At 33.6% G+C, this 11,914-nt stretch carries 12 protein-coding genes and 1 pseudogene; 6 read left to right on the top strand and 7 right to left on the bottom strand.

Going from position 1 to position 11,914, the window contains the following annotated elements:
- From ACP5QL_RS05240 to ACP5QL_RS05215, 6 genes are all read left to right on the top strand, one after another.
- Positions 1–900 (top strand): ABC transporter substrate-binding protein (locus ACP5QL_RS05240; RefSeq protein WP_428125862.1); only part of this gene is annotated, 900 nt, incomplete at its 5' end.
- Between the two features lie 82 nt (positions 901–982).
- Positions 983–1,744, top strand: coding sequence for a sugar-binding protein (locus ACP5QL_RS05235; RefSeq protein ID WP_428125859.1), 762 nt, complete (start codon positions 983–985; stop codon positions 1,742–1,744).
- 71 nt (positions 1,745–1,815) lie between these two features.
- Positions 1,816–2,706: a CARDB domain-containing protein gene (locus ACP5QL_RS05230; RefSeq protein WP_428125857.1), complete on the top strand. Its 891-nt coding sequence runs from the start codon at positions 1,816–1,818 to the stop codon at positions 2,704–2,706.
- 78 nt (positions 2,707–2,784) lie between these two features.
- Positions 2,785–4,341, top strand: a complete 1,557-nt coding sequence (locus ACP5QL_RS05225) for an endo alpha-1,4 polygalactosaminidase (protein ID WP_428125855.1) — start codon at positions 2,785–2,787, stop codon at positions 4,339–4,341.
- Positions 4,342–4,350: 9 nt separating this feature from the next.
- Positions 4,351–5,319 (top strand): N-acetylglucosamine kinase, encoded by a 969-nt coding sequence (locus ACP5QL_RS05220; protein ID WP_272995425.1) that lies wholly within the window; start codon positions 4,351–4,353, stop codon positions 5,317–5,319.
- Entirely contained in the window at positions 5,316–6,566 is a 1,251-nt protein-coding gene (locus ACP5QL_RS05215; protein ID WP_273333656.1) for a Gfo/Idh/MocA family protein, read from the top strand. The genes ACP5QL_RS05220 and ACP5QL_RS05215 overlap by 4 nt, the downstream gene beginning before the upstream one ends.
- Positions 6,567–6,569: 3 nt before the next feature.
- On the opposite strand, the gene ACP5QL_RS05210 is transcribed toward ACP5QL_RS05215, so the two are convergent.
- From ACP5QL_RS05210 to ACP5QL_RS05180, 7 genes and pseudogenes are all read right to left on the bottom strand, one after another.
- Positions 6,570–7,106: an Ada metal-binding domain-containing protein gene (locus ACP5QL_RS05210; RefSeq protein ID WP_164930976.1), complete on the bottom strand. Its 537-nt coding sequence runs from the start codon at positions 7,104–7,106 to the stop codon at positions 6,570–6,572.
- Positions 7,096–7,710 carry a hypothetical protein gene (locus ACP5QL_RS05205; RefSeq protein ID WP_272995430.1) on the bottom strand — a complete coding sequence of 205 codons (615 nt, stop codon included), beginning with the start codon at positions 7,708–7,710 and terminating at the stop codon, positions 7,096–7,098. Before ACP5QL_RS05205 ends, ACP5QL_RS05210 begins: the two co-directional genes overlap by 11 nt.
- Positions 7,711–7,874: 164 nt before the next feature.
- Positions 7,875–8,075 (bottom strand): annotated as a pseudogene (locus ACP5QL_RS05200) (sigma-70 family RNA polymerase sigma factor); the annotation flags it as partial.
- Positions 8,029–8,388: a hypothetical protein gene (locus ACP5QL_RS05195; RefSeq protein ID WP_272995433.1), complete on the bottom strand. Its 360-nt coding sequence runs from the start codon at positions 8,386–8,388 to the stop codon at positions 8,029–8,031. The gene ACP5QL_RS05195 and the pseudogene ACP5QL_RS05200, both read right to left, overlap by 47 nt.
- Before the next feature lie 42 nt (positions 8,389–8,430).
- Positions 8,431–8,643, bottom strand: coding sequence for a hypothetical protein (locus ACP5QL_RS05190; protein WP_272995434.1), 213 nt, complete (start codon positions 8,641–8,643; stop codon positions 8,431–8,433).
- Between the two features lie 106 nt (positions 8,644–8,749).
- Positions 8,750–9,346 (bottom strand): phosphoadenosine phosphosulfate reductase family protein, encoded by a 597-nt coding sequence (locus ACP5QL_RS05185; protein WP_428125848.1) that lies wholly within the window; start codon positions 9,344–9,346, stop codon positions 8,750–8,752.
- A gap of 173 nt (positions 9,347–9,519) precedes the next feature.
- Positions 9,520–11,898: a phosphoketolase family protein gene (locus ACP5QL_RS05180; protein WP_272995437.1), complete on the bottom strand. Its 2,379-nt coding sequence runs from the start codon at positions 11,896–11,898 to the stop codon at positions 9,520–9,522.
- Positions 11,899–11,914 lie beyond the last annotated feature (16 nt).

The following is an 11,914-nucleotide window of genomic DNA, read 5'->3' as shown; positions in this document are numbered from 1 at the left end:
TGTGAATGGGATGGAAAGATTTACGCTATGATAAGGGATATCACCTTAGGCGGTATAATGTTCTACAACAAAGATATTTTTGATAAGTATAAGATTAAATATCCTGACTGGTCTTGGGATTGGAATAAATGGATTGAGGCAGCTCAAAAATTAACTATAGATGAAAATAAAGATGGTACTCCTGAAATCTGGGGAACTTACGTCCCTACTTGGGGTGAGGGTGGACTCTATCCTATCATTTGGAGCGCAGGAGGTACTGTACTCTCTAAGGATAAAAAATCCTGCACCATCTACTCTAACCCTAAATCCCTTGAGGGTCTTAAATTTATGTATGAACTAAGATATAAATATAAGGTCTGTCCCTCTGAGTCCTTCATGCAGGGACTCTCCGATCCTTTCATGACTGGAAACTTCGCAACTACACTGGGAATATCTTCTTTCATTGTTAGCTATAGAAAACTACCTTTCCGTTGGGGTATCGCTCCTATACCTTCAGGACCTGCTGGAAGATTTATGTCCGCTAACCAACTTTCCCTCGCTATCTACTCTAAGTCTAAATATCCAGAGGCTGCTTGGGAATTCATTAAGTTCGCTACTGGACCTAAAGGGCAGGAAATTATGGGAAAAGAACATCAGGCTATACCCGCTCTTAAATTGAAAACCCGAGTATATTTCGACGATCCTAACATTAAATCCGCTCTCACTATCTTCTCTCTATATGAAAAGGGACAACTCAAATCTCTTGAATTTACTCCTTCTTGGTTAGAATGGAATAATATGCTTGAAACTACCCTCGGCTATGCTTGGCAAGGAAAGGTTGATATTGAAAAGGCTGCTAAAACCGCTGAGGACAGAGTTAACAAAATCTTACAAGAGGCTTGGAAAAAATTAGAAAAATAAAGGGGAGGTGAAAAAGACAAAATAAATTTTTAAAAAACTTATGGTTAAGCAAAAATTTAAAAATCAAAAGGAGGTATTCAAAATGAAGCGTTTCTTATTAGTCTTAAGTTTAGTTCTTCTTCTAACATTAACTTTATCCTTTGCTGAAGACATAAAATTAAGAAAAGGCACTTGGACCCACTATGTACCATATACTACAACACCACCCACTATTGATGGAGACATTAAAATTAGTGAATATTTCCTTTCACCAAGGTACTACGTAGGTCTTAAAGGTGATGTAGACTACATTCCAGAAAACTGGAATGGTCCCAATGATCTATCAGTATATTACTATATGCTCTGGGATAAGAACTATCTATATATTGGTGCTGTATTAAAAGATGATAGTATAGTACAGTTAGCAACAGGAGAAAATATGTGGCAAGGAGATCACATTGAAATTTGGTTTGATACTGATCTCCAAAGTGATTTTGAAGACAATAAAAACAACAAGGATGATTATCAATTAGGGATAAGCCCTGGAGATTTTGAACTCCTTTCTCCCGAAATATGGGTATGGACCCCACCAGTTCTCGCAGATGAAGTTAAAAAGGCAAAAATTGCAGTAAAAAGAACCAACGATGGGTATACTGTGGAAGTTGCTATACCATGGTCTTTGATAAAGGTAAAGCCTGAACCCGATTTAATAATGGGATTTGCCTTCTCTCCAAGCGATACCGATACACCTGGAAAATTAGATCAAGAAATGATGATGAGTTCTGCTCCTGGAGCAAGCCCCAACTGGGGTAATCCTACCTTCTGGGGTAATTTAATTCTTGTTGATCCTTTAGGAAACTTCTAAGAGCTAAGAGTAGGGAAGAAGGCTACTTCTTCCCTACTCTTAATTTAATTAATTTAAAAGGGGTTGAGAAAATGAAGAGTTCTAAATTATTAAAATTACTTGCAATTACCTTATTTTTGATGGTCATTGCAGGGTGTTCTGCAAAACAAAACACTCAACCACCAGAAACTCCAACAAGTTTAGAAACTCCTACCAACACCACCTCACTAATCTTAATAGGTAAAAATGATGCATGGCAAAGTGGAACTAAGGATGGACTATATGGATATGATATTAATAATGGCTGGGGAGATATAGAGTATATATTTTTAACAGATGTGAGGTATTGCAAACCATGGGGTGCCGGATTTGTACTCACTTTTGACCAAAACATAGATTCTTTCTTCTATATAGCAATTTATAATGCTGACGATACCCCTAAAACCTTATATATAAACACTTATGATAATATAACTCCTCCATATAACTGGAAAAATATTTTGCAAGAGGAAATTAAAGCGGATACTGCTAAAAAGTTCCAAGTCATAAAAGTAAATATAAGCAAAGATGATTTTTTTGACAATGAGGATAGTAATGAGAATAGTAGAGAGGGAATTCAGCAAAAATTTTCAATTTATGCCGCAGATATTAATGGGAATGGTGTTGATACGGTAAAAGTCGCATACATAGGAAATCCTGGTGAAAAACCTGAACTATTATTTAGCAAAGTAGAATGGGGACCTAATTTAGTAGTTGATATCTCCAACATAGGATTGAAACCTGCTGAAAACGTAACTGTTAACATCCACTCATACGAAAATGGTCAAGATCAAATATTAGCAACTCAAACAATATCTCTTCTAAATCCAAATACAACAAAGGAATTAATTTTTGAAAATGCCTCTAATGCTACTGAAATTCGCATTGATCCTGATAATACTATAGAAGAAATTATAGAAGAAAATAATAAAACTGGAACCTAAAAAGCTATAGAAATATTGGGGAGAGAGAGGGAATCCCTCTCTCTCCCCTCTTTAATAAAATACGAGAGGTGAGGTTCTATGAAGACTAAAATTTCAAAAACTCCATTTTTAACCTTTGCTATCATAATACTTATAGTTCTAATAACTGGTGGTCAAAATACTTTTGCCTTAAAGGGATCCCAACTTAGTAATATTAAAAATTTTGTATTCTTTTATGGTAGAGGAGAAGTTGAAAAACTTGAAAAATATGATCTCATAGTTATTCAAGATTATACCCTTACCAAAGACGAGGTAAATTACTTAAAATCAAAGGGCAAAAAGGTAGTTGTTTATGTAACCATCGGAGAATCCGATACTCCCCCTACAGCAGATTTACAAAACTGTGTCTTAGGAAAGAATGTAAACTGGAATTCTTGGTATATGGATGCAGGATGTGAAAAATGGCAAAATTTGGTAATAAACAAGATGAAGAATCTTTTAATAGACAAAAATTATGATGGCTTTTTCTTGGACACAGTAGATACGGCAGTACTTTTTCCTCAAACTAAAGATGGTATGGTAAGCCTTATTAAAAAAATAAGAGATACTTTTCCTAAAGCAATCCTAATACAAAACAGAGGCTTTCCTCTTCTTGAATATACTGGAGATTATATAGATGCAGTACTTTGGGAAGATTTTGCTTCAGGATACAATTTCCAATCAGGAAAATACGAAAAAAACTCTATAAATGATCTATATGTAAGACAACAAATTGAGCTTGCCAAAAGAAAAGGCTACATAATTCTCACCCTAAATTATGCCGAAGAGGATGATGTAGAATTAATAAATTATGTTAAAGAAGTATGTCAAAAATACAATCTTCTCTATTCTATCACCGATCTTTACATATCTAAAGTATATGACCTCTCAGCCCAAATTAAAGAAAGAACTTATACTACTGATAATGTAAATCAACTGATAATTATAGGAAGAAACGATAAGGATTTTTTGTATGGAGATGGATGGAAAGAAATTGAAAATATATGGGGAACAAAAGCAAGAAAATGTGAAGGATGGGGAGCAGGGGTAGTATTAACCTTTAAAGAGAAAAAAGACTCTATATTTTATGTGACTTTCTACGATGGTGGTATAGAAGAGATGGCCTTAAAAATAACTACTTTTAATGGGTTAAATTGGCCCATGATTGCTTCACTTCCGGTAGGAGATTCTGAAGTATTCAAAACCTTTGAAGTTAAAGTGAAAAAAGAAGAACTTTACGATAATGATCCAAATACTCCTGGAATACAGCAAAAATTTGGCTTTCAGGGAGCAAAAGTAGCTTTTATAGGATATCCACAAAAACCAGAACTTTTATTTGGCAAGGTGGAATTTACGAAAAAGAAAGACAGAGTATATTTCAAGGTAGGAAATGTGGGATTAATGGATGCAAAGAATATAAAAGTTGTTGTAAAAGACGAAAATGGCAATATTATAGGAGAATTTAATCTGGAAAGATTAGATAAAAATGGAGATCAAGAATTTACCTTAAAATTTTCACAAAGTACTCCTAAAAAATTAACCTTTATCATAGACCCAGAGAATAAAATTGAGGAAATTACAAAAGATAATAATATATTAGAAGTCCAAGTTAAATAGGTGATTAAAATGTATTTTTTAGGCGTAGATGGAGGAGGAACAAAAACTATTGCCTACCTCTTTGACGAAGAGGGTAACCTCATTTTTAAAAATACATCAGGACCTACAAATATCTTAGAAAATGGAGAAGAGGTTTTTAGAAAAAATCTTAAGGAACTTCTTTCCTCTATATTAAAGGATATAAATCCTAAGGATATTAAATCTTGCTTTGGACTTCCTGCAGTGGGAGAATTTAGAGAAGATATAAAAATTTTAAGAAATATAATAAAAGATGAACTAAAAATAGAGCCCGACATTATTGTTAATGATGTAGTTATAGGATGGGCTGGAGGAAATTTAGCAAGAGATGGAATCCATGTAGTAGCAGGAACAGGAACCATTACCTATGGAAGAAAAGGCAATAAAGATATAAGGGTCTCAGGATGGGGAAGCATTATTGGGGATGAAGGGAGTGCATATTATATAGGCTATAGGACATTAAATGAAGTAAGTAGAGAACTTGATGGAAGAAAAAGAAAGACAGATTTAACCAAATTACTCTTTAAAAAACTAAGCTTAAAAGATCACTTGGATTTTATTGAGTTTATTTATGATCCTCAAAAGGATAGAAGATCAAATATTGCCTCCGTTGCCAAAATCACTTATGAGATTGCTAAAGAAGGAGATAAAAAGGCTTTAAAGATATTAAAAGATTCAGCAAAGGAATTAGCTATTACCGTAACCACGGCGAATAAATTTCTAAAAATTAAAAAACCCATAACTGTGACCTATAGTGGGAGTGTTTTGGAGAAGAATGATATTGTAAGAGAAGAGTTTATTAATATTTTGGAGAAAGAAGGCTACAAAGTTGAGCCTCCAAAGCTTTCTCCTGTACTTGGTGCTATACTTCTTGCCTTTTTAAGCTTTGGAAATAAAGAGAAAAAAGGGAAATTTATAAATAAACTTTTAGAAATTTATAAGGAGGAGAATAAATTATGAGACCTGTTGAAGTTATAATGATTGGTGCAGGAAATAGAGGTTACGAAGCCTATGGAAAGATAATATTAAGAAGACCTGACATAAAAGTAGTTGCAGTAGCAGAACCAAATGACATAAGAAGAGAAAGATTTGCAAAAGAACACCATATTCCTCCCGAAAGACAATTTAAAACCTGGGAAGAGGTTTTTGAAAAAGAAAAGTTTGCCGATGGTGTAATTATTACCACCATGGATAGAATGCACGTAAAACCTGCAATTGAAGCCATAAAAAGGGGATATAAAATACTCCTTGAAAAACCTATTGGAGTAAACCTTGAGGAGATTAAAGAACTATATAAAGTAGCAAAAGAGTATAATGCGAGTATTACTGTAGCCCATGTATTAAGATATACCATGTTTTTCCAAAAACTTAAAGAACTTTTAAATAAACAAGAAATAGGAGAGCTTATTGGTATAAATCTAGTAGAAAATATTGGCTTTTTCCATTTTGCCCACAGCTTTGTAAGGGGAAATTGGAGAAATTCGGAAACATCAGCACCATCAATCTTAGCAAAAAGTTGTCATGACTTAGATATTTTAACCTTTCTTATTGGCGAAAAATCCCAAACCCTATCATCCTTTGGAGAACTAAGATATTTCAAGAGAGAAAATGCTCCCAAAGAAGCAAAGGAAAGGTGTCTTGACTGTAGTGTGGACTGTCCCTATGACGCCAAGAAAATTTATCTTGGTGATTATACAGGGTGGCCTGTCTCTGTAATTTCTGAAGATCTTTCCTTAGAAGGAAGATTAAAAGCCCTAAGAGAAGGACCCTATGGAAGATGTGTATATTACTCTGATAACAATGTGGTTGATCATCAAGAAGTTTCTATAAAATTTAAAAACAATGTATATGCATCCTTTACAATGACCGCCTTTACTAATAAGATTACGAGAAAAATATATCTTTATGGCTCCCATGGAGAAATTTATGGAGATCTTGATGAGAATAAAATTTACATACAGAAATTTGGAAAAGAAGAAGAAATAATTAACCTTAACTTACCTTTTAAAGATTTAGTAGGACATGCAGGAGGAGACGAGGGAATAATGGAGGAATTTGTAAAAGCACTAAAAGGAGAAATAAAAGAGACATTATCAAATATTGAAGAATCCATAGAAAGTCATCTCATGGCTTTTTCTGCTGAAGAATCTAGGTTAAACAACAAGGTAATAAATATGGATGAGGTTAGAGCAAAATTTTATAAATAAATTTTAGGGTTGACAATTACCACAAGGTCTATAACCATTATTGATAGCCTCCTCTCTCGTGTTAAAAAAAACTTGATTTTGTGGTGCTGGCAAAGTCCAGCACCATGGATAGTGGAATATTTTTGTAGCTTTATTACCTACGTAAAATTTAGGAGGATAATACCAAAGAGTATAAGTCCTCCCCGATACATAATAATATATTATGTGGGCATTATTAAAATTATTATTTTTAAGAGCATTTCTAAAGGCTGTTATATTAGAAGTAAAAATATAATTGAGACTATTATAAGGACATATAGGGTTCTCTACGAAATTAGTAGTTAAGAGATTTTGAATTTCTTCTGAGGATGGAAATCTCCCATTTTTTAAGTAAAATTTCTCAATTTCAAGTTGAACAAGAGAAAGATTGTAAATTTGAGAATTTCTCTTTGCATCCTCTTGAACTCTCAAAAATAAAGGAATAGAAATAGAAACAATTATAAAAATAATACCTAATACTATAAGTATTTCTAATAAAGAAAAACCCTTTCTACCTACCATTTAAAGAACTATAATTCACTTGAGTTCCCACAATTATTTTTCCTTCATCAAGCATTAAAACAGGAATAGTATCAATTCTTATTTTCTTTTTACTTCCATCGGGCATACTTACCTCTGTAAAACTCTCAAAAGGCTTTGGTCCTGGAAAAGTAAAGGCTATTTGATAAATTTTAGAGAGATCTACCTCTCCTAAGGCTATTTTCTTTCCTAAAATATTAAAAGCAACCTCAAAGGCAACTTTTTCTACTTTAATGTTTATCTTATTATTTTCATGATCATATTTTATAGATACCTCTCCATAGGCAGGAGTAGAATAGCTCAAAGGTGGCATTTTAAGGGATACGGTAACATCCGCTTGAAACCTTGCTTTGTCCTTACGCAAAATTATCCTTGGATTTCTAACTATCCAAGTATATTCTCCTTTAACTCCTGAGATGTTAAATTTATCAGATTTTTCCACTTCCCCTATCACATTTAAAAATTTATTTAATGTATTTTGGCTAATAACAATACTTGCATCAGGCTCAGAAAAATCTGCAAAAGAGAAAACATTTAAAAAGGAGAAAAATATAAAAAAACTCAGGATAAATATAAGTCTCCTCATAATTCTTACCCCCTCTATTTTTGCTTATTTATACCATAAAAGAAAAAACAAATCAAAAGTTAGAAATTGATAGATGCACCTTTTTCTTATTTCTTCCAAAGTTCTCGGAATACCATCTTTTAATCCATATCTTAACTCTAAAACTTTTCTCTCCCTGAAAGTTCCCTGATTAAATTAGCTTTCTCCGAAAGGGCTCTTGTTATTGTTTGTCTTATCCACCAAGTAGCATAGGTAGAAAACTTGTATCCTCTTCTCCAATTAAATTTATCCACTGCTTTTATAAGCCCAATATAACCTTCCTGAACTAAATCCATATATTCAAGTCCATAGCCAAGATATTTTCTGGCTAGGGTATTTAGAGATCTCTTCAAAGTGATACTTAGCTAATACATCATTAGCCCAATCCTTAAAGAGTTCTTCTGATTTTCTCCTAACTTTGAGCTTTCCAATTTCACGAGAAGACTTCTTTGGAGACTGTTCCTTTCCCACTTCAGCAGACTTTTTATTTTCTTTGGTATCGAAAACTTTCTCCTTTAAAATGGCCTGCAAAAGGCTTAAAAATTCAACACCCAAACCATCCACAAACACAATTTTTTCTGCATCCTCTTTTATAATATTTTTAACTTTCTCAAATTTATAATACCAGTCGTAAAAGGACTCTGAATTAAGGACAAACACTACAACCAACCCTACTCAAACCATATCTATATCCCTTGTTTATTAATATTCCTCCATCACTATTTTTTTAAGCTTTATATAAAATAAATAAAGAAAACTTTCTACAAATGACCAATTCAATATGACTCTTGAATTAATGACTGTATAATGCTTTACTTCCTCTCCTACCCTCTCATAAGTACTCCTTCTTGCACTTTCTTCTGCTCTAACCCAATCAAAAACCAAAATTTTCAAATTTTCCTTGTCAGGATTCAATCTTCTTAAAAACCTTACTTGAGGAGAAGTTTTATAAACAGAGCAACACCAACGAATTATCCTACTTGGAGGTCCAAATATTTTCCATAAATCATAGGAATGTTGTTCATTTCTTACTGTATAGAAATTTCAAATTGGGATATAACTTTTGATAATATTCTTTTGTCTTCTCGTACACCTCATAAGTAGGTGGAATCTCCATTGTAGTATCTGTGAAAATTACTATATATTCATCAGGGGGTAGATTTTTACTTACCAAATCCAAGACTACTTGAGAATCTTTTCCTCCACTATAGGAAACAATAAAATAATCTACTTTTTCTTTATATTTTTTATAAACATCATTTATAAAATCGATGGCTTCATTTTCTAATACCTTCAAGGGTTCTATATTCTTTTCTATCATCCCTTTCAAATCTATTGGTTTAAGCTTTAAATCTTTTCCTTTGTCTGTGAATAAAATCTTAGGATCCTCAAATATATTACCCCCTCTAACTTCTGCCACCATTTCTCCAAAATAGTAATATTTTCTACCAATATTCCATAAAAGAGGTTCCTCAGATTTTGGATATTCCCAATACTTATCAAAACCCAAGAGGTCTAATTCTTCATAAAAAACTGGACGTGGAGAGGGTAAATCTGAAGTTGAAGAGCTTACTAATATAACTCCCCCTGTCTCTTTATCCCATTCAAATTTATACATTTAATTCCCTCAGAGCTTATCTTTTAAAATTATTATATCAAAAATCTTTAAAACTTATTATTTAAAATAAAACCTTTTGGGGTCAAAATTATTCCTTCAAAAAAAATTTAAATAAAAAAGGGGAAGGCAGTAAATTCCTTCCCCTTTATCTATAATGAATGTTTTCTTTTCAATTATAAATCTTTTTCATCAAATTCTTTATCAACTCCATGATTATATGCATATTCTAAGGCTTCAATCTGTTTATTCTTTAAAAGATCTTTGTAGTATCCACCTTCGTCTTGCAATGCTTCTACCCTTTCTATCACATCCATAGCAATACTAAATCTATCTATCTGGTTAAGAATAGCAAGTTGAAGTGGAGTGGTTATTCCTCCTCTTCCTTTTAAGAAGGGGGCTAAATATCCTGCATCTATTCCAATTTTTCTGTTTTCTCTATACCCTCTTACGTGGATATTTTTATGGTTATTTCTTCTGTAAGTTAGTCTATGAATTAGCCATGGATATCCATGGAAGTTAAATATTACTGGTTTGTCCTTTGTAAAGTAGGAGTCAAATTCCCTATCGGAAAGTCCATCGGGATGTTCTGTATTAGGAGTTAGGGTAAATAAATTGAGTACGTTTACAAATCTTATCTTAAGATTAGGGAACAATTTTTTAAGTATCTTTACCGCATAAATAGCTTCTTTTGTAGGTATGTCTCCACAGCTTGCTATAACCACATCGGGCTCATGCTCAGGATGATTGCTTGCAAAATCCCAAATTCCTATTCCCTTCATGGCATGTTTAAAGGCATCCTCTATAGATAAGTATTGAGGATGTTTTTGTTTATCAATAACAATAATATTTATTCTATTTGTGGTTTGGAAGCAATGCCAAACAGTACAAAGAAGGGTATTGGCGTCAGGTGGGAAGTATACCCTTACCACATTAGGCCATTTGTCTACAATAGAGGTAATAAATCCAGGATCCTGATGAGTAAAACCGTTATGATCCTGTCTCCAAACTACTGATGTAAGAAGAAGGTTTAAAGAAGATATGGGAGCTCTCCATGGAATATCTGAAGATATGTCAAGCCACTTTCCAAATTGGTTTACCATGGAAGAAATAATAGGAGCAAATCCTTCATAGGTATTTAAAAATCCATGTCTTCCTGTAAGAAGATAGCCTTCAAGCCAACCTTCAAGGGTATGTTCTGAAAGCATCTCCATGGTTCTTCCAAAAGGAGATAAAAATCCTTCATCTTCATCTTCGGGTAATATTTTAGCCATCCATGCCTTTCCATATTCAAATACCGCATCAAGCCTATTAGACTTGGTCTCATCAGGTCCAAAAACTCTGAAATTATCAGGATTTAACCTAATAATCTCTTTCAAAAATATACCAAGAGGACGAGTATTTTCCGCTTCATCATTAATAGGGCTTTCTACTTTAACTGCATAATTTTTTAAATCAGGAAGCTTTAATTCTTTCCTCAAAAATCCTCCATTAGCATAATGAGTAGCGCTCATTCTTTTTTCGCCCTTTGGAGCAAGTTCTCTTAAATCCTCTCTCAATTTCCCCTCAGGTGTAAAAAGTTTTTGAGGCTCATAACTTCTAAGCCAAGCCTCAAGAACTTCAAGAGATTTTGGATTTTCCTTGGCATCAGAGAAGGGTACTTGGTGAGCTCTCCAATAACCCTCAATGTAGTGATTCCCTACTTTTCTTGGTGCGGTCCATCCCTTTGGAGTCCTCAATATAATCATGGGCCATAAAGGTCTAAAAGGTTTATTATTAGATCTTGCATCTTCCCATATATTAATTATTTTCTCAACGGCAGAATCCATAGCTTTTGCCATCTTTTCGTGAACTTCAAAGGATTCTTCTCCCTCTACTATATAAGGCTCATATCCATATCCTTTAAAAAGATTTATAAGTTCATCATTCTCTATTCTTGAAAGAAGAGTAGGATTATTTATTTTGTAGCCATTGAGAAGAAGCACAGGAAGTACCGCCCCATCTCTTACAGGGTTTAAAAACTTATTAGAATGCCAAGAAGTGGCAAGAGGACCAGTTTCTGCTTCCCCATCGCCTACTACGGTTATGGCAATAAGATCTTTGTGATCAAATACTGCACCAAAGGCATGAGATAAACTATACCCAAGCTCTCCACCCTCCTGAATAGATCCTGGAAGTTCTGGAGTACAATGGCTACCAAGGCCACCTGGAAAAGAGAAGGCTTTAAAAAGATTTTTCATTCCCTCTTCATCTTGACTAAATTGAGAATAGAGTTCACTTATCGTTCCTTCTAAATAGGCTGGTGCAATTACTCCAGGTGCTCCATGTCCGGGGCCTGCTATAAATATACAATTTAAATCATATTTATTTATCACCCTATTTCCATGTACATAAACAAAGGAAAGTCCAGGACTTGCTCCCCAATGTCCAAGAAGTCTCTCCTTAATATGTTCCGGTTTTAAAGGCTCCTTCAAAAGAGGATTATCCCATAAATAAATCATACCTGCAGCTAAATAACAACAAGCTTTCCAATAATCATTTAATTTTTCCAGCATATAATCACTCCTTTCT

The sequence above is a fragment of the Dictyoglomus sp. genome, assembly GCF_049968615.1.
Classification (GTDB): Bacteria; Dictyoglomota; Dictyoglomia; order Dictyoglomales; family Dictyoglomaceae; genus Dictyoglomus; species Dictyoglomus turgidum.
The sequence above is the reverse complement of the archived record's forward strand: the minus strand, read 5'-3'. Positions and strand labels throughout refer to the sequence as shown.

What these genes read in the sequence shown, in the direction of transcription:
- ACP5QL_RS05235 (WP_428125859.1), top strand. Translation starts at nt 983, where the DNA reads ATGAAGCGTTTCTTATTAGTCTTAAGTTTAGTTCTTCTTCTAACATTA.
- ACP5QL_RS05215 (WP_273333656.1), top strand. Translation starts at nt 5,316, where the DNA reads ATGAGACCTGTTGAAGTTATAATGATTGGTGCAGGAAATAGAGGTTAC.
- ACP5QL_RS05210 (WP_164930976.1), bottom strand. Translation starts at nt 7,106, where the DNA reads ATGGTAGGTAGAAAGGGTTTTTCTTTATTAGAAATACTTATAGTATTA.
- ACP5QL_RS05185 (WP_428125848.1), bottom strand. Translation starts at nt 9,346, where the DNA reads ATGTATAAATTTGAATGGGATAAAGAGACAGGGGGAGTTATATTAGTA.
- ACP5QL_RS05180 (WP_272995437.1), bottom strand. Translation starts at nt 11,898, where the DNA reads ATGCTGGAAAAATTAAATGATTATTGGAAAGCTTGTTGTTATTTAGCT.
- ACP5QL_RS05220 (WP_272995425.1), top strand. Translation starts at nt 4,351, where the DNA reads ATGTATTTTTTAGGCGTAGATGGAGGAGGAACAAAAACTATTGCCTAC.
- ACP5QL_RS05205 (WP_272995430.1), bottom strand. Translation starts at nt 7,710, where the DNA reads ATGAGGAGACTTATATTTATCCTGAGTTTTTTTATATTTTTCTCCTTT.
- ACP5QL_RS05230 (WP_428125857.1), top strand. Translation starts at nt 1,816, where the DNA reads ATGAAGAGTTCTAAATTATTAAAATTACTTGCAATTACCTTATTTTTG.
- ACP5QL_RS05225 (WP_428125855.1), top strand. Translation starts at nt 2,785, where the DNA reads ATGAAGACTAAAATTTCAAAAACTCCATTTTTAACCTTTGCTATCATA.